Source organism: Streptomyces sp. NPDC016562 (genome assembly GCF_043076955.1).
Taxonomy (GTDB): domain Bacteria; phylum Actinomycetota; class Actinomycetes; order Streptomycetales; family Streptomycetaceae; genus Streptomyces.
The window spans coordinates 447,225-463,653 of the sequence record NZ_JBIBRZ010000002.1; the positions used below are offsets into that span (position 1 = coordinate 447,225).

Annotated in this window: 15 protein-coding genes; 9 read left to right on the top strand and 6 right to left on the bottom strand. The window is 74.1% G+C overall.

What is annotated here, in order from left to right; genetic code table 11:
- Positions 1 to 88: 88 nt before the first annotated feature.
- A complete protein-coding gene (locus ACF059_RS09925) occupies positions 89 to 1,732 on the bottom strand; it encodes an acyl-CoA dehydrogenase family protein (protein ID WP_392053962.1) in 1,644 nt (547 codons plus the stop codon).
- 17 nt (positions 1,733 to 1,749) lie between these two features.
- On the opposite strand from ACF059_RS09925, the gene ACF059_RS09930 reads away from it, so the two are divergent.
- Positions 1,750 to 2,874 carry a YihY/virulence factor BrkB family protein gene (locus tag ACF059_RS09930; RefSeq protein WP_392053965.1) on the top strand — a complete coding sequence of 375 codons (1,125 nt, stop codon included), beginning with the start codon at positions 1,750 to 1,752 and terminating at the stop codon, positions 2,872 to 2,874.
- On the opposite strand, the gene ACF059_RS09935 is transcribed toward ACF059_RS09930, so the two are convergent.
- Positions 2,847 to 3,362 carry a hypothetical protein gene (locus tag ACF059_RS09935; RefSeq protein ID WP_392053968.1) on the bottom strand — a complete coding sequence of 172 codons (516 nt, stop codon included), beginning with the start codon at positions 3,360 to 3,362 and terminating at the stop codon, positions 2,847 to 2,849. The genes ACF059_RS09930 and ACF059_RS09935 overlap by 28 nt on opposite strands.
- Positions 3,363 to 3,537: 175 nt before the next feature.
- On the opposite strand from ACF059_RS09935, the gene ACF059_RS09940 reads away from it, so the two are divergent.
- The 5 genes from ACF059_RS09940 (at position 3,538) to rsgA (ending at position 8,171) form a co-directional block, all read left to right on the top strand.
- Positions 3,538 to 4,785, top strand: a complete 1,248-nt coding sequence (locus tag ACF059_RS09940) for a sensor histidine kinase (protein WP_392053971.1) — start codon at positions 3,538 to 3,540, stop codon at positions 4,783 to 4,785.
- Positions 4,773 to 5,429 (top strand): response regulator, encoded by a 657-nt coding sequence (locus ACF059_RS09945; protein ID WP_392053974.1) that lies wholly within the window; start codon positions 4,773 to 4,775, stop codon positions 5,427 to 5,429. The genes ACF059_RS09940 and ACF059_RS09945 overlap by 13 nt, the downstream gene beginning before the upstream one ends.
- Positions 5,426 to 6,301 carry a hypothetical protein gene (locus ACF059_RS09950; protein ID WP_392053977.1) on the top strand — a complete coding sequence of 292 codons (876 nt, stop codon included), beginning with the start codon at positions 5,426 to 5,428 and terminating at the stop codon, positions 6,299 to 6,301. Before ACF059_RS09945 ends, ACF059_RS09950 begins: the two co-directional genes overlap by 4 nt.
- Before the next feature lie 106 nt (positions 6,302 to 6,407).
- Positions 6,408 to 6,824, top strand: coding sequence for a carboxypeptidase regulatory-like domain-containing protein (locus ACF059_RS09955; RefSeq protein ID WP_392053980.1), 417 nt, complete (start codon positions 6,408 to 6,410; stop codon positions 6,822 to 6,824).
- Between the two features lie 240 nt (positions 6,825 to 7,064).
- The gene (rsgA, locus tag ACF059_RS09960; protein WP_392053983.1) at positions 7,065 to 8,171 is read left to right on the top strand and encodes a ribosome small subunit-dependent GTPase A; all 1,107 of its coding nucleotides are present in this window, start codon (positions 7,065 to 7,067) and stop codon (positions 8,169 to 8,171) included.
- 98 nt (positions 8,172 to 8,269) lie between these two features.
- Here the strand turns inward: rsgA and ACF059_RS09965 are convergent, their stop codons facing one another.
- Together ACF059_RS09965 and ACF059_RS09970 are read right to left on the bottom strand one after the other, a co-directional pair.
- Positions 8,270 to 8,755 (bottom strand): DUF456 domain-containing protein, encoded by a 486-nt coding sequence (locus ACF059_RS09965; protein ID WP_392053986.1) that lies wholly within the window; start codon positions 8,753 to 8,755, stop codon positions 8,270 to 8,272.
- A gap of 24 nt (positions 8,756 to 8,779) precedes the next feature.
- Positions 8,780 to 9,757 carry a helix-turn-helix domain-containing protein gene (locus ACF059_RS09970; protein ID WP_392053989.1) on the bottom strand — a complete coding sequence of 326 codons (978 nt, stop codon included), beginning with the start codon at positions 9,755 to 9,757 and terminating at the stop codon, positions 8,780 to 8,782.
- 858 nt (positions 9,758 to 10,615) lie between these two features.
- Between ACF059_RS09970 and ACF059_RS09975 the strand changes: the two genes are divergently transcribed.
- The 3 genes from ACF059_RS09975 to ACF059_RS09985 all read left to right on the top strand — a co-directional run bounded on the left by ACF059_RS09975 (position 10,616) and on the right by ACF059_RS09985 (position 14,155).
- Complete coding sequence (locus ACF059_RS09975; protein WP_392053992.1) at positions 10,616 to 11,767, top strand: protein phosphatase 2C domain-containing protein; 1,152 nt, start codon at positions 10,616 to 10,618, stop codon at positions 11,765 to 11,767.
- A 28-nt stretch (positions 11,768 to 11,795) separates the two neighbouring features.
- On the top strand, positions 11,796 to 13,538 hold the full coding sequence (locus tag ACF059_RS09980) for a pyruvate dehydrogenase (RefSeq protein ID WP_392053995.1): 1,743 nt from the start codon (positions 11,796 to 11,798) through the stop codon (positions 13,536 to 13,538).
- 131 nt (positions 13,539 to 13,669) lie between these two features.
- A complete protein-coding gene (locus ACF059_RS09985) occupies positions 13,670 to 14,155 on the top strand; it encodes an ATP-binding protein (RefSeq protein WP_392053998.1) in 486 nt (161 codons plus the stop codon).
- Between the two features lie 39 nt (positions 14,156 to 14,194).
- Here the strand turns inward: ACF059_RS09985 and ACF059_RS09990 are convergent, their stop codons facing one another.
- Both ACF059_RS09990 and ACF059_RS09995 read right to left on the bottom strand, forming a co-directional pair.
- Positions 14,195 to 15,253, bottom strand: coding sequence for a DUF2637 domain-containing protein (locus ACF059_RS09990; protein WP_392054001.1), 1,059 nt, complete (start codon positions 15,251 to 15,253; stop codon positions 14,195 to 14,197).
- Positions 15,254 to 15,451: 198 nt separating this feature from the next.
- Entirely contained in the window at positions 15,452 to 16,360 is a 909-nt protein-coding gene (locus ACF059_RS09995; protein WP_392056570.1) for an iron-sulfur protein, read from the bottom strand.
- Positions 16,361 to 16,429 lie beyond the last annotated feature (69 nt).

Sequence of the window (16,429 nt, forward strand, 5' to 3'; positions counted from 1 at the left end):
AGCGGTGTGGGGACCGCCGACCGCAGGGGGGAAGCGGGGTGCCCGGCGGCCCCCGGACAGCCCTCCCGCCCCTCTCCGCGCCTCCCGCCTAGCCCGAGATCCGCGCCCGTTCCACCACCGCGCCCAGGTCGAGGCTGTGCGGCAGCGTGCCGAAGGCCGCGCCCCAGTCACCCCCCAGCCGCGAGGCGCAGAAGGCGTCGGCGACCTCCGGCGGAGCCCACCGCACCAGCAGCGAGCCCTGCAGCACCAGCGCCATGCGCTCCACCACCCGGCGGGCGCGGGCCTCCACGCCCTCCAGGTCGGCGAGCTCGGTCAGCAGGCCCTTGATGGCCGAATCCAGCCGGTGGTCGGCGCCGCGCGCCAGGCCGACCTCCTGGAGGAAGGCGTTCAGCGCCTGCGGCTCCCGCTGGAGCGCCCGCAGTACGTCCAGCGCCTGTACGTTGCCCGAGCCCTCCCAGATGGAGTTCAGCGGGGATTCGCGCAGCAGTCTGGGCAGTCCCGACTCCTCGACGTAGCCGTTGCCCCCCAGACACTCCAGTGCCTCCGCCACCATCGGCGTACAGCGCTTGGTCACCCAGTACTTCGCGGCGGGCACGGCGAGGCGCAGGAAGGCCTTCTCCTGGTCCGTCCCGGCGTCGTAGGCGGCCGCCAGACGCAGGGCGAGCGTGGTGGCCGCCTCCGACTCCAGGGCGAGGTCGGCGAGCACGTTGCGCATCAGCGGCTGGTCGATGAGAGGTGCTCCGAAAGCGGAGCGGTGCTCCGCGTGGTGGACCGCCTGCGTCAGCGCCTGCCGCATCAGCGACGCCGAGCCGACGACGCAGTCCAGCCGGGTCGCCGCGACCATCTCGATGATGGTCCGCACCCCCCGGCCCTCCTCGCCGACCCGCTGCGCCCAGGTCCCGTCGAACTCCACCTCGCTCGACGCGTTCGACCGGTTGCCCAGCTTGTCCTTCAGCCGCTGGATCGCGAAGACGTTGCGCGTGCCGTCCGGCAGCACCCGCGGCACCAGGAAGCACGTCAGCCCTCCCGGCGCCTGCGCCAGCACCAGGAAGCCGTCGCACATCGGCGCCGAGCAGAACCACTTGTGCCCGGTCAGCAGGTACTCGCCCGGGGTGTCCAGCGCCACCGCCGTCGTCGTGTTCGCCCGTACGTCACTGCCGCCCTGCTTCTCCGTCATGCCCATGCCGAAGAGCACGCCGGCCTTCTGCGCGGGCGGCCGCAGCCCCTCCTCGTACACGTGCGAGGTCAGCCGCGGCTCCCACTCGGCGGCCAGCTCCGGATCGGCCCGCAGCGCCGGCACGGCGGCATGCGTCATCGAGACCGGGCAGCCGTGCCCCGCCTCGGCCTGCGACCAGACGAAGAATCCGGCGGCGCGGCGCAGATGACCGGCCGGACGCCCCCAGGCGTCGGTGAGCCCGGAGGTCACCGCGTGGCCGAGCAGCCGGTGCCAGGCCGGGTGGAACTCCACCTCGTCGATCCGGTTGCCGTATCGGTCATGTGTGCGCAGCTTCGGCGGGTTCTCGTTCGCCTGCACCCCCCATCCCTGGGCCTGCTCCGATCCCGCGGCCCGCCCCATGGTGGTGAGCTCGCCCCTCACCTCGTCGAGGAGCTGCGGATCCGCGGACGCCAGGTGACGCTCGACGCCCTCGGTGAGGGCCCGGTCGCCGTCGTAGGCGTTGTAGCCCACGAGGGGCGGGGGCTGGTTGCTGACTGTGTGGGTGGTGGCTGCCATACGGCTACCGTAAGGACGTGCAGCCAGCAAAAGAAGCAGCCGAGCGGATCCCGGGACCCCCGGGACGGCTCCACCGGGCCCGCGCCCTCTACCGCAACGTCTCCAAGAGGAAGATGGGCTGGCTGCTGCTGAAGGACACCGTCAACTCGTGCATCGAGTACCGCATCCTCGGTCTCGCGGCCGAGGCGGCCTTCTTCACGCTGCTCTCGCTGCCCCCGCTCTTCCTCGGCCTGCTGGGCCTGCTCGGCTACGTCGACGGCTGGACGGACACCCGCACCGTCGAGAGTATCGAGGAGAACATCCTGCGCGCGGTCGGCACGGTCCTGTCCGACCGGGGCGTCAACGACATCGCCCGGCCCCTCCTGGACGACGTCACCGGGCGCGGCCGCCCCGACCTGATCTCGCTCGGTTTCGCCTTCGCCCTGTGGTCCGGGTCCCGCGCCGTCAACGTCTTCATCGACACCATCACCGTGATGTACGGGCTCGACGGGCACCGCGGCATCGTCAAGACCCGGCTGCTGGCGTTCCTGCTCTACGTCATCGCGCTGCTGATCGGCGCGATCGTGCTGCCGCTGATGGTGGTGGGGCCCGATGCGGTCGTGAGGCTGGTGCCCTGGGGCACCGAGGTGATCGCTGTCCTGTACTGGCCGACGGTGACCCTGCTGTCCATCGCCTTCCTGACGACGCTCTACCACGTGTCCGTACCGGTGCGCTCGCCGTGGATCGAGGACGTGCCGGGCGCGCTGGTGGCCCTCGCGATGTGGGTGCTGGGCTCGTTCCTGCTGCGGATCTACCTCACCAACACGGTGGAGGGCCCGACGATCTACGGCTCACTGGCCGCCCCCGTGGCGGTGCTGCTGTGGATCGGCATCTCCGCCTTCGCGGTGCTCGTCGGCGCGGCCGTCAACGCCGCGATCGACCGCGTCTGGCCGTCGGTGGCCACGGCGGCGGCCCGCGAGGCGAACGAGCGGGCCCGCGAGGCGGAGGCCGCGCAGCTGATCGCGCGGGCCGCGGCCTGGCGGGCGATGGCCGAGGGCGAGTCGGAGGACGACGAGGACGAGGGCATGCCGTCGGAGTTCCCCGAGCGCTGGTCGAAGTTCCTGCCGCCGGAGGACTACTCCGCGCGGCTGCGCAAGCACTGACCGGCGCGGGACGGGGCGCCCTGGCCTCGGGCCGTGCGGGCCGCGACCACGGCCAGGGCCACCGCCAGCGGCAGCTCCGCTCCCGCCGCCAGCAGCAGCGCCGTCGCCCGTCCGTCGCCCCCGGCCGAGGTGGTGACGTCGAACCAGGCGTCCATCAGCAGCAGTGCGGCCGTCGCGGCCGCCAGGGGGGACGCCCGGGGGTCCCGTTTGCGCAACAGCGCGCCCGTCCCGGTCAGTCCGGCGGCCAGCACCAGGTCCAGGCCGATCCACGCGGTGGCCCAGTGGGAGACCTCGGTGGTCTGCGGCACGTTCCGCGCCAGCACCAGGACCCACGGCACCAGCGCCACCCCGGCAGCCGTGAACACCGCGGCGAGCCGGCCCGTGCGTGCCTGAGGGCTGCGCGTCCGAGCGCTGCGTGTGCGAGGGCTGCGCGTCTGAGGGGTCTGACGGGTCTGACGGGCGCGGATCTGCGGAGCGACAAGTGCCATGGCCGCGGGTCTCCTTCCGGCCCGGCGGTCCGTCCCCGGGCACTTCCTCAGCCTCGTCTGCCCGGCCCCCGCGATCAGTAGCCCCACGGTCCCAACCGGGGGTGGCACCAGCTACACCCCCGCCCGGGCACCAGCGTGATGGCAGGCCTCCGACCAGTGCGATTACCGTACGGGCATGGCATTTCACGGCGCGCTGAGGCGTTCGTACACCTGGACCGCCGCCCACGCGCCGTGGTCGCCGTGGGCCCGGCGCAACACCGCCTTCACGGTGGCCGCGATCCCGGCGGCGCTGCCCGCCCTCCTCGCGCTGGCCTCCGCGGGCGCGGCGCCCGCGCGCGGCCCCGTCCCCCTGCTCCTGCTCCTCCCCGCCTGCCCGTTGCTCACCGCGCTCCAGCGCAGCCGCTTCTGGTCCCTGCTCGGCCTCGACGTCCCGGAGGTCGTGCGCAAGGAGCGCTGGTGGAGTCGCCGCGGGCTGCTGGAACGGCTGCGCTCCGAAGCGACCTGGCGCCAGTACGCCTACCACCTCCTGGCCGGCCCGCTCGGCGCCGCGGCCGGGGCGCTGGTGGTGCTCGCCTGGACGCTGGGCGCAGCAGGCGCCGGCGTGTACGGGTGGTCCTGGGCCCTGCCGCGCTCCGACTGGATCCCCGACCAGGACCTGTTCACCGTCGGCGGCGCCCTGCTGCTGCTCGCCGCGCCCTGGCTCGCCGCGCTCTTCACCCGCCTCGACGCCTTCGCGGCGGCCGCGCTCCTCGGCCCCAACCGCTCCCGCGAGCTGGCCCGCCGCGTCGAGGACCTCGCCGAGAGCCGGGCGGGCGTCCTGGACGCCGCCGACCTCGAACGCCGCAGGATCGAGCGGGACTTGCACGACGGGGCCCAGCAACGCCTCGTCGCCCTCGCGATGAACCTCGGCATTGCCCGCGCCACCCTCACCGACCTGCCGCCCGAGGCCAAGGCCGTCATCGACGAAGCCCACCGCGAGGCGAAGGAGGCCATCGAGGAGCTCAACAACCTCGTACGGGGCCTGCATCCGGCCGTACTGGAGGACCGCGGGCTCGACGCGGCCCTGTCCGGGATCGCCGCCCGGGCCCCGTTCCCCGTCGAGCTGGCCGTGGACATCGGCGCCCGGCCCGGGGCCACGATCGAGGCCGTCGCCTACTTCGTGGTGTCCGAGGCCCTGGCCAACGTCGCCAAACACGCCCGGGCCGAGCGCTGTCGCGTACGGGTCGAGCGCGTCCCCGGCGGCCCGGGCGACCGGCTGCGCCTGACCGTCACCGACGACGGCGTCGGGGGAGCGGACCCGGCGCTCGGCACCGGACTGGTCGGCCTGCGCAAACGCGTAAGGTCGGTCGACGGAACCATCCTGATCAGCAGCCCCCTCGGGGGCCCGACCGTCATCACCGTGGAGCTGCCGTGCGGGCTGTGATCGCCGAGGACTCCGTCCTGCTGCGCATAGGACTGGTCAAAGTCCTCGACATGGCCGGATTCGAGGTGGCCGCCGAGACCGGCGACGCCGAAGGGCTGCTCGCGGCCGTCGAGGAGCACCGCCCCGACCTCGCGCTCGTCGACGTACGGATGCCGCCCGGCTTCACCGACGAAGGCGTCCGCGCCGCCCTGATGATCCGTCAGCAGTGCCCCGGCACGGCGGTCCTGCTGTTGTCCCAGTACGTGGAGGAGCGCTACGCCGCCGACCTGCTGGCCACCCGCAGCGGCGCCGGCATCGGCTACCTGCTCAAGCAACGGGTCGCGGACGTCGAGGAGTTCATCGACGCCCTGCGGCGCGTGGCCTCCGGCGGCACCGCGCTCGACCCGCAGGTCGTAGCCCAGCTCCTGCTGCGCCGCGGCGGGGGCCCGGATCCGCTGGAGCGGCTCACCCCGCGCGAGCGGGAGGTGCTGGCCCTGATGGCGGAGGGCCGCTCCAACGCCGGCATCGCCGCCCAACTGGTGGTCGGTGAGAGCGCCGTGGCCAAGCACATCAACAGCATCTTCGCCAAGCTGGACCTGCCGCCCGCCGACGGCGACCACCGCAGGGTCCTCGCGGTGCTCCGCTTCCTGGACGGCACCCCGTGACCGCGCCCGGCGCCCGGGAGGCCGCCGACGCGAAGGGGTCGCCGCCGCGCCGCAGCCACCGCCGCGCGTGGATCCTCGCCGCCGTGCTCGGCGCGCTCCTCGTCGTGGTGCCGGTCGCCCGGCAGGCGTGGTCGTACGGGACCAGCCGCAGCAGCACCCTGACCGGCGGCAGCGACGGCCGCCCGGTCAGCGCGCTGGAAATCGTGGGCGGCGACGCGAACGTGACCGTCAGCCCCCGCGCGGACCACGAGGTCGGCTACCGCGCCGTCGTCAGCTGGTCGCTCAAGGCGCCCGTCATCGAGGAGAGCTGGCTGGGCGACACCCTGCGGCTGACCCCGCACTGCCCCGGCGGGGGCTTCTGGCTGACCGGCGGGGGCGGCTGCACGGTCGAGCTGGGAGTGAGCGTGCCCGCGGACCTGCCCGTGAAGGTGACGGCCGGGTCCGGCCGGGTCTCCCTCAGCGGTCTGACCGGCCCCGTCGACGCGCAGGTCGACTCCGGCCGGATCGAGGCCACCGGGCTGCGCGGCGCCCTGCGCGCCGACGTCGCCTCGGGCCGCCTGCGGGCCACGGACCTCGCCTCGCCCCAGGTGAACCTCCGGGTCGGCTCCGGCGCGGCCCACGCGGCCTTCGTCACCCCGCCCGACCAGGTCACCGGCCAGGTCGGATCCGGCAGCCTCACCCTCACCGTGCCCGCCGCCACCCGCTTCCGGGTCCACTGCGAGGCGGGCGCCGGCCGCTGCGAGGTCCCGGACGCGCTGCGCGACGCGGGCTCGCCCCGCGGCCTGACCCTGCGGGCGGCCTCGGGCCGCGCGCAGGCCTCGTACCCGGCCGGACCCGGGGCGGGCGCGGGGCCGGACTGGCGGCAGCCGTAGGGCGCACACAGACTGGAGGCGGGGGTGCGTCCAGGGTTAGTCCGACCGGGAGGAGACTCCGGTGTTCGGCCAAGTGCGATCAGCCACGGACCAGCGTCCGATTTTCATGATCAAGGTCAGTGTCTACGACGGCGATCTGAAGGAGATCGACCACGTGTTCACCGACGAGGAGGGCCGCTACAGCGTGGCCGTCGCCGAAGGGGAAACGGTCACCGTACGGTTCGACACCCACCACTCGCTCACCAACGCCAGGGACTGGCAGCCCTCGGTGGTCACCAAGGTGACGACCAGTGACGGGACTCCTCTGGACCGCTCCCTGCTGCCCACGGGGTCCGGGCTCGACGCGGCGACGAGCATGGACGCCCTGAACGGGTACATGATCGCGGCGGCCGTGCGGGAGGCCGAGGAGTACGCCCCCACGGCGGTGCACCGCATCGGCATGCTCAAGCAGATGTCCCTCGTCCTGCAGAGCCTTCAGCAGAGGCTCCTGGACCACTTCAGCGAACCACCCCCGAGCGGATAAAGAAGTAGCGCGCGCCCGGGGGGACTTGTTACGGTGGGTCCGCTCCCGCCGACCGGTGGGGGACACCGTCAGTACGTGCATGATCCGGAGGTGAGCCAGTTGATGACTGTCGCGCAGGGCGCTGCCCGCACTCAGAAGACCATCAATGTCACTTCCGTGGTCTCCGGCTGACCTCACACCTCTTCGCGCGCCGCACCGAGCGAGCGCGCGCTGCCGGGGCCACCCTGTGAAGGGTTCCCCTTGTCTTTCTCTTCTTTCCCGCAGGCTCCGCTCTCGCACGCCCTCACGCCGTACGGCTGGGACGAGGCGTGGGAGGCCGAGTTCACCCCGTACGCCGCACAGGGCCTCCTGCCCGGCCGGGTCGTACGCGTCGACCGCGGCCAGTGCGACGTCATGACCGCGGACGGCCTCGTCCGCGCCGACACCGCCTTCGTCACCCCGCACGACCCGCTCCGGGTCATCTGCACGGGTGACTGGGCAGCGGTGGAGGCGGCGGGCAACCCCCGCTACGTGAAGGCGTACCTGCCGCGCCGGACCGCCTTCGTACGGTCCACCTCCTCCCAGCGGTCCGAGGGGCAGATCCTCGCCGCCAACGTCGACCACGCGATCATCGCCGTCTCCCTCGCCGTCGAGCTGGACCTGGGGCGCATCGAGCGCTTCCTGGCGCTGGCCTGGGAGTCCGGGGCGCAGCCGCTGGTCGTCCTCACCAAGGCGGACCTGGTCCCGGACCCGGCCACGCTCGGGCACCTCGTCCGGGACGTCGAGACCACCGCGCCGGGCGTCCAGGTGCTCACCGTCTCCTCCGTCACCGGGGAGGGCACCGACGTCCTCGCCGCCGTCGTGGGCGACGGCACCAGCGTGCTGCTGGGCATCTCCGGCGCCGGCAAGTCCACCCTGGCCAACGCGCTGCTCGGCGACGAGGTCATGGAGGTCCAGGAGGCCCGCGCGGTCGACGGCAAGGGCCGCCACACGACGACGACGCGCAACCTGCTCGCCCTGCCGGCCGGCGGCGTCCTGATCGACACGCCCGGACTGCGGGGCGTGGGCCTCTGGGACGCGGAGGCCGGAGTCGGTCAGGTCTTCTCGGAGATCGAGGAGTTCGCGGCGCGGTGCCGCTTCCACGACTGCGCGCACGAGGCGGAGCCGGGGTGCGCGGTGCTGGCCGCCGTGGAGTCGGGCGAGCTCCCGGAACGCCGGCTGGAGAGCTACCGCAAGCTGCTGCGGGAGAACCAGCGGATCGTGGCGAAGACGGACGCACGGCTGCGGGCGGAGATCCGCCGTGACTGGCGCATCAAGTCGGCGGTGGGCCGGTCCAACTACGCGGCCAAGCGGGGCGGTCGGGTCTGACGCCGCCCCCGGCTCCGCCCGGCCCCGCCCGGCCCCGCCCGCCGGCGGGGCCGGGTTCCGGCGTTTCTCGTGCGGATCAGGCGGGCTCGCCTGGGTGCCTAGGCCCCCGCCGCGACCGCGCCCACCCACGCGCCCACCACCAGCAGGCAGGCGAAGAGCTCGACCAGCACGCTCGTCCCGACCGCCCGCATCACCCTGCGCACTGACGCCCCGGCCTCGCCGTGCGTGCCGAGGCGGAGCCGTTCGCAGAGGTAGACGCCGCCCACGAAGCCCGGGACCGCCCCCAGGACGGGGATCAGGACGAAGCCCAGTACCGCTCCGGCGCCCGCGAACACCGCCATCCGGGGCGTGATGCCCAGCCCCCGCAGCCGCCGGGGCGGAAGCTGCCACTTCACCACCTGGACCACCAGCAGCAGGGCCGTCGCCGCGACCAGCAGGGACCACGCCAGCGCCGACCGCTGGTGCAGGGCCCACCACATCAGCCCCGCCCACACCAGCCAGGTCCCCGGCACGCCGGGAATCAGCACCCCCAGCACCCCGAGCAGCAGCACCACCCCCACCAGGAGCAGCTGAGGCAGGTCCATCTGCCCAGCCTGACCGACCAGGGGCTACCGGGCCACCCAGCCCCGCTCGTACGCGTGCCAGCCCAGCTGGAGCCGGGTCGTGACCCCGGAGCGTTCCATCAGGCCCTTGACCCGCCGCTGCACCGTGCGCAGGCCGAGCTCCAGGTGCTTCGCCACGCTCGCGTCCGTCATGCCCGCCAGGAGCAGGGACAGGATCTCCAGGTCCGTGGCGTCCGGGCAGCCGTCCGACTCCTCGGCCGTGCCGGCCGCGCCCAGCCGCAGCGGCAGGGACTCCCGCCACACCGCCTCGAACAAGCCCGTCAGGGATTCCAGCAGCCCCGACGCGTGCACCACCAGCGCCGTCGGCTCCGGGCCGCCCGCCGTCAGCGGGACCATCGCGAGGGTGCGGTCCGCGATCACCAGCCGCGTGGGGACCTGTCCCGTCACCCGGACCTGCTCGCCCCGGGCCAGCGCCGAGGACGCCTCGCGGATCCCGCCCGGCAGGGTCAGCGCCTCCCGCTCGATCACCACCCGGTGGTCGACACCGCGTACGCGGTCCCGTGCCCCGGCCTCGTCGTCCGTCCCACTCGCCCCCTGCGGCCGGCCGCTGACCAGCACGCACACTTCCTTCTGCGCGCCGAGCCGCACCTGGTGGAAGCGGTGCGCCACCGCGCTCGCGCCCTGCACCACCTCGACGAGGTCGTGGACCTGCGGCTCGGCCGCCCGCGCCCGGTACTCCTGCGCCAGTAGCGCCGCCGCCCGCTCGGCCTGCTCCAGCTCGCGCCGCTGCCGCGTGAGCAGGGTCTCCAGGGCGACCCCCGGCGGGGCCGCCACCCAGCGGCCCGGGCGGGCCGTTGACTGAGCCGCCAGCCCGTGGCGCTCCAAGTGGCGCACAGCCCGTTCGGTCTGCGGAACCGGCTGGTTCAGCCGGTGCGCGAGGTCGGGTACGTCCGCCGCCCCCAGCGCCACCAGCACGCGGTAGGCCGACTCCTGGCCCTCGTCCAGGCCTATCGCACCCAGCAACCCGCCCACCCCACCTCTCGACACAGCGCCTGGCGGAAAGCGGCCACGGCGCGAACCCGCCGCGCACATCATCGCCGTATCCCCCGGCCCCCTGTAAAGCTCTGCCCTCGCGAACGCACGGTCGCGCGGGCGTGCGACGTCCGGCCGGTCCGTTCGGGTCGCGGGGGAGGCGGCCGGCGGGGCGGCCGGCCCGCCGGACCCTTTTCGCGCATTCCGCGTTTTCCGTCCGTGCGGCGGGCCGAGAATGAGGGCATGAGTCAGCGGGGCGCGGACGACTGGTGGCAGAAGCTCTACGAGGTTCCGGACACGGGCCCGGAGCCGGACCCGGGGGACACCCTGGACCACCGGTTCCGCTCGGCGGCCGACCTGACGGAGGCCACACCCCCCGCCCCCGAACCCCCTCAGCCTCCCCGCCCCACCCCACCCGCCCCCCGCCAAGCCCCGGACGAGCCCCGCAACGCTCCGGCGGAGCCGCGGCAAGCGCCGCCCGAGCCGCGCCAAGCCGGGGAGGCGCCGCCCGCAGAGCCGCCGCCTCCGCCCGAGCTGCGGGAAGCTCCGGTGGGGCCGGGACACGGGCCGTCGGCAGCGCCGTTGCTTCCGCCCGAGCCGCGCCAAACCCCGGAGGGGCCGCGGCAGGGGCCGCCCGCAGCGCCGCCACCGCCGCCCGAGCTGCGGGAAGCTCCGGTGGGGCCGGGGCAGGGGCCGCCGGCAGCGCCGCAGCTTCCGCCTGAGCCGCGCCTAGCTCCGGAGCCGCCCCCGCCCGTGCCTTCGGGGCCGCCAGCGGGCCCGACCGCGCCCGGGGGTGGGCTGCCTGCCTATCCGGCTCTGCCGGGGGAGTACGCCGCCGCGGCGGAGGTCGTGCCCGCACCGCCGTCGTACCCGCCGCAGCCGCTGCGCGGGCTGGTGCCGGGTCCGCGCAGCGCCCCCGAGCCCCTGGACGACACGGCGCCGCCGCCCCGCGATCCGAGGGCGGGGGGCGCCACCGGGTACGCGCTCGGCGATGTGGACGTGCCCCCCGCGCCGCCGGCCGGGCTGCCGGCCCGCAGCCGGCAGGCGCCGGCCGAGGAGGGGCCCGGGCCCGGCCCCGTACCGCCGCCCGGTGCCCCACAGCCGCCGGCGGCGGAGCGGCGGCCCGAGGTGCGGCACCTCGGCGACCGCGCCCCCACGTACGCCGCCGAGCCGGGCGCGCTGCCGACGGCCGATCCGGCGGCCCTGGACGCGCTCATCCCCGATACGGCGCTGGAGGGGGCCCGCTACGGCACCTACACCCTGCGCGCCGCCTCCGTGCGCGGGGACTCCGCCCGCTTCCGCGGCGAGTCCCGCCGGGACTTCCTGCTCACCGCCCGCTTCGGCAGCGGCGACGACGCCCTGGTCCTGGTGGCCCTCGCCGGCGGCGACCGGGCCGCGCCCGGCGCCGCGGAGGCCGCCGCCGAGCTGTGCCGCACGGTCGCGGCGGCCGTCGGGCGCAGCCAGGGCCGGCTGGCCGAGGACATCCTGACCGGGCGCCGCGACGCGCTGCGCTCCGGCCTCCAGCGGCTCACCGACCGGGGCTACGGGCGGCTGCGGGCCCGCGCCGCCGAGCTCGGGCTCGCGGAGACGGCGTACACCGCCGGCCTGCGCGGCCTGCTGCTCCCGGTGGACCCGCAGTGCCGCACCCGCGTGTGCTTCGGCGCCGGCGCGGGCGGGCTGTTCCGGCTCCGGTCGGGCCAATGGCAGGACCTGGAGCTCCTCGGGCCCCCCGCCGCCCCGGCCGAGGGCCCGGCGTCGGACGAGGACGCATACGGCGGCTTCCGCTTCCGTGCCTCGGTGGCCCGTCCGGGGGACACCCTGCTCCTGTGCTCCGGCGGCCTCGCCGAGCCCATGCGGGAGGAGGCCGCCCTTCCGGCGGAGCTCGCCGCACGCTGGGCCGATGCGCAGCCGCCCGGTCTCGCGGCCTTCCTCGCGGACACCCAGTTGCGCCTCAAGGGGTACGCGGACGACCGCACGGCCGCCGCGGTCTGGGAGGCGTAACCGGCATACACGTGGCTGGATGGGAGACATGGCCAAGCAGAACATCGCGGAGCAGTTCGTCGACATCCTCGTGCGCGCGGGCGTGCGGCGGATGTACGGAGTCGTGGGGGACAGCCTCAATCCGGTGGTGGACGCGATCCGCCGCACGGACGGCATCGACTGGATCCAGGTCCGGCACGAGGAGACGGCCGCCTTCGCGGCCGGCGCGGAGGCCCAGATCACCGGCCGCCTCGCCGCCTGCGCGGGCTCCTGCGGTCCGGGGAACCTGCACCTCATCAACGGCCTGTACGACGCCCACCGCTCGATGGCGCCGGTCCTCGCGCTCGCCTCGCACATCCCCTCCAGCGAGATCGGCCTCGGCTTCTTCCAGGAGACCCACCCCGATCAGCTCTTCCGCGAGTGCAGCCACTACAGCGAAATGATCTCCAATCCCCGGCAGATGCCCCGGCTGCTGCAGACCGCCGTCCAGCACGCCGTCGGCCGGGGCGGGGTGAGCGTCGTCGCGCTGCCCGGGGACGTCGCCGACCTGCCCGCGCCGGAGAAGGCGGTGGAGCACGCGCTCGTCACCGCCCGCCCCACCGTGCGGCCCGGCGAAGGCGAGATCGAGAAGCTGGTCCGCCTCGTCGACGAGGCGGACAAGGTCACCCTCTTCTGCGGCAGCGGCACGGCAGGGGCGCACGCCGAGGTCATGGAGTTCGCCGGCCGGGTCAAGGCGCCCGTCGGGCACGCCCTGCGCGGCAAGGAGTGGATCCAGTACGACAATCCGTACGACGTCGGCATGAGCGGGCTGCTCGGCTACGGGGCGGCCTACGAGGCCACCCACGAGTGCGACCTGCTGATCCTGCTCGGCACGGACTTCCCGTACAACGCCTTCCTCCCCGACGACGTGAAGATCGTGCAGGTGGACATCCGCCCCGAACACCTCGGCCGGCGCTCCCAACTGGACCTCGCGGTGTGGGGGGACGTACGGGAGACCCTGCGCGTCCTGAACACGCGGGTGCGGCCCAAGACGGACCGGCGCTTCCTGGACCGGATGCTGAAGAAGCACTCGGACGCGCTGGAAGGCGTCGTCAAGGCCTACACGCGCAAGGTCGAGAAGCACACCCCGATCCACCCCGAGTACGTGGCCGCCGTCCTCGACGAACTGGCCGACGAGGACGCCGTGTTCACCGTCGACACGGGCATGTGCAACGTGTGGGCGGCGCGCTATCTTTCCCCGAACGGCAAACGGCGCATCATCGGCTCCTTCAGCCACGGCTCCATGGCCAACGCCCTCCCGCAGGCCATCGGGGCACAGTTCACCGACCGGAACCGTCAAGTGGTGTCCATGTCGGGCGACGGCGGTTTCTCGATGCTGATGGGAGATTTCCTCACCCTGGTGCAGTACGACCTGCCCGTCAAAGTGGTCCTCTTCAACAACTCATCGCTCGGAATGGTCGAGTTGGAGATGATGGTTTCCGGCCTGCCCTCCTACGGCACCACGAACAAGAACCCCGACTTCGCCGCGATCGCCCGCGCGGCGGGCGCGTACGGGGTGCGCGTGGAGAAGCCCAAGCAGCTCACGGGCGCTTTGAAGGACGCTTTCCGGCACCCGGGACCGGCCCTGGTGGACGTGGTGACGGACCCCAACGCCCTGTCGATCCCACCGAAGATCAAGGCCGAGATGGTGACCGGATTCGCACTGTCCGCGAGCAAGATCGTGCTCGACGGCGGAGTGGGCCGGATGATCCAGATGGCTCGATCCAACCTCCGCAACGTGCCCCGCCCCTGAGCCCGCAGGAGTGCGGACCGGCTCGGGGGGCATGCATCCCGTAGACCAGTTCGATCGTCAGGGTTACGGGGGAGGGCATCGCCGTGCGGGTGGGGGCGAAGAACGGAAAGCCGTGGAGGAGGGGGCGGCCGGTGCCGCGCGAGCCGTCCGCGCGCGAGGACGGGGAAGCGGTGGACACGCTGCGGATCACGCGGAGCGTGCGCCGCGCGGACCTGAAGGCCGTGGGCGAAGTGCGCCGGGCGTTACGGGAACTGATGCGCCACCGCTGCCGGGCCGAGGCGACCGAGGTGGCCGAGCTGCTGGTCACCGAGCTCGTCACCAACGCCCTCGTCCACACCGACCGGGGCGCGGAGGTCAGCGCGAGCCTCGCCGCCACCCGCTTACGGGTGGAGGTCCGGGACTACGCCGCACGCCGGCCCCGGCCGTACGTACCGACCGCCGACGACGGTACGCACGGCCGGGGACTGGTCCTGGTGCAGGCGCTCGCCGACGACTGGGGCGTGGACGCGCTCGCCCTGGGCAGCGGCAAGGTGGTGTGGTTCGAGCTCGACGGGTACGGCGACGCGGGGTACGACGCGTCGCCGTACGACGCGGGGTACGACGGAGGGCCCGCCTGAACGGGCGGGCCCCACGGGGTCGTTCCGGCGCGTCGGGGATCAGCCGAACTGCTGCTCCATCTCCTTCAGTTTGCGCTCCAGCGAGTCCAGCCGGGGGATGGTCTGGGTGTCGTCCTCGGCGGTGAGGTCCACCGTCCGGGTGCCGGGGGCGTCAGTGGATTCGGTACGGTTCACGGCCTGCAGGGAGGGCCGGCGGCGCCAGGGCAGTTGCTCCGGTTCCGGTATGGCCGGCTCCGCGCCGACCGGCGCGGAGCCCGCTCCCTGCGTCAGTTCCGGCAGCTCGACCTGACGGCCGCGCGATCGGCCGAACGACCGGTTCTGCCGGCCCAGCGCCTTGATGCGGGCCCGGTCCAGCCGGTTCTGATCCCGCCTGCGGTGCCGGTCCTGCTCCCGCTCCTTCTTGTCCTCGCGCACCTCGTCGACGGCCTCGTCGAGGGTGCGCACCCCCTCCAGCAGCATGAGCGACCATGCGCCGAAGGTCTCCCGGGGGGCCCGCAGCCAGCGGACCATCCGGATCTGCGGCAACGGGCGCGGGATCAGGCCCTGTTCGCGCAGTGCGGCCCGGCGGGTCTGCTTGAGGGCGCGGTCGAAGAGGACGGCCGCCGAGAGCGACATCCCCGCGAAGAACTGCGGGGCCCCGTCGTGGCCCATCCCGCGCGGGGCGTGCACCCAGTTGAACCAGGCGGCCGCGCCCGCGAACAGCCAGACCAGCATGCGCGAGCCGAGGGCCGCGTCGCCGTGGCTGGCCTCGCGCACGGCGAGCACCGAGCAGAACATGGCGGCGCCGTCGAGGCCGAAGGGGACCAGGTACTCCCAGCCGCCGGTCAGGTTGAGGTTCTGGCGGCCGAAGCCGACCAGCCCGTGGAAGGAGAGCGCGGCGGCGACCGCCGCGCAGCAGAAGAGCAGGACGTACGAGGCGGTCCCGTAGACGGCTTCCTTGCGCCGCCGCCGCTCCTCGCTGCGCTCCCAGCTGTCGTCGGCCGCGGCCTTCTCGCTCTCGCGCTTGCCCCGGGCCAATACCGCAACTGCCGCAAGTACGCCCAGGATCAGCAGGCTGCCGGGCAGCAGCCAGTCCAGCGATATGTCGGTCAGTCTCATGCGGATGTCCTTGCCTCGCGTCTGCGGCCGTGCGGCTTTCCGGGCGCCATAGTGGCGCAGCCGGTGCGTCGTGCACGCGGGTTTCGGGGCAAGTGGACGCCATCGGGGGGCGTGGCCCGCCGGATAGGGTGTTGTAGCTCGAACTGGCGCCCGTACGCGCCGAGTTGCGTTCGAATTCGATCACCCCTGCGGGTGGCTTCAGGCGGCGGGGGCCGCCGCGAGCCGGGCGATGCGGTCCGCGTCGCAGGTCCGGGGGCAGGTGACGCAGGTGTCCTGCGGCCGGACCGTGCAGAAGAGGCAGCAGCTGGCGCGGTCCCGGGTGGGCAGCTCGCGGCCGTCGGGGCCGGTGAGCGTACGGAATCCCGCGGCCCCGGTGTACGGGGCGGTCGAGCCGGGCAGCAGCGCCTCCAGTTCGGCCGTGGCCCGCTGCTCCTCGCCGAGCAGGTTGCCGAGGTACCAGAGGCTCTCGACGACCTCGTCGGTGGCCGTGCCCCACAGGGCGCGGCGGCCGCGCCGCATGCGCGGGGCGAAACCTTCCAGCACGGGCGTCAGGTGCTCGGCCACCGCCGCCCGGACCTCGCCGCGCAGCGCCTCCTCGTCGGGCAGGACCCGGGCGCCGGGCAGGGCGGCCGCGGGGTCGTCCGGCAGGCAGGCGAAGGAGCTGACGCGTACGGCCATCCTGCCGAGGGTGCGGTGGAAGGCCACGTCGGCGACGGGGAGGCGGGGGACGCGCCGGTGCAGGAACCAGGGGAGGGTGATCAGCAGGCAGGCGGGCCACGCGTACCGGTGCAGCCCGAAGCTCGCGATCACATCGGGGCGGGCCCGGTGGCCGTAGTCCTTGAGGACCTGGGCCTCGTCCCAGGCGAGGAAGGCGTCGAGGGCCGGACCGCCCGCCGCGAGCTCGTCCGCGCCGACCCAGCCCGCACCGCGGGGGGCGGGCTCGTGCGCGGTGCGCTCGATGACGCGCAGGCCGCTGTAGACCTCGGCGAGGCGCGCGTACGCGTCCGCGACGGGGGAGCCGGGCGGGGCGGGTGGCGTGGCCGGGGCGGGCGGTGCGGCCGGGGTGGCCGGTGGGGCCGGGGTGGGCTGGGAGGCGTTGACGGCCATGACGGTCATGGGGGGACCACCGAATCACACGATCGTTAGCAGGTAAGCCTTACCTTACCCGGTGTGGCC

What these genes read in the sequence shown, in the direction of transcription:
- ACF059_RS09925 (WP_392053962.1), bottom strand. Translation starts at nt 1,732, where the DNA reads ATGGCAGCCACCACCCACACAGTCAGCAACCAGCCCCCGCCCCTCGTG.
- ACF059_RS09935 (WP_392053968.1), bottom strand. Translation starts at nt 3,362, where the DNA reads ATGGCACTTGTCGCTCCGCAGATCCGCGCCCGTCAGACCCGTCAGACC.
- ACF059_RS09940 (WP_392053971.1), top strand. Translation starts at nt 3,538, where the DNA reads ATGGCATTTCACGGCGCGCTGAGGCGTTCGTACACCTGGACCGCCGCC.
- ACF059_RS09955 (WP_392053980.1), top strand. Translation starts at nt 6,408, where the DNA reads ATGATCAAGGTCAGTGTCTACGACGGCGATCTGAAGGAGATCGACCAC.
- ACF059_RS09965 (WP_392053986.1), bottom strand. Translation starts at nt 8,755, where the DNA reads ATGGACCTGCCTCAGCTGCTCCTGGTGGGGGTGGTGCTGCTGCTCGGG.
- ACF059_RS09980 (WP_392053995.1), top strand. Translation starts at nt 11,796, where the DNA reads ATGGCCAAGCAGAACATCGCGGAGCAGTTCGTCGACATCCTCGTGCGC.
- ACF059_RS09990 (WP_392054001.1), bottom strand. Translation starts at nt 15,253, where the DNA reads ATGAGACTGACCGACATATCGCTGGACTGGCTGCTGCCCGGCAGCCTG.
- ACF059_RS09995 (WP_392056570.1), bottom strand. Translation starts at nt 16,360, where the DNA reads ATGGCCGTCAACGCCTCCCAGCCCACCCCGGCCCCACCGGCCACCCCG.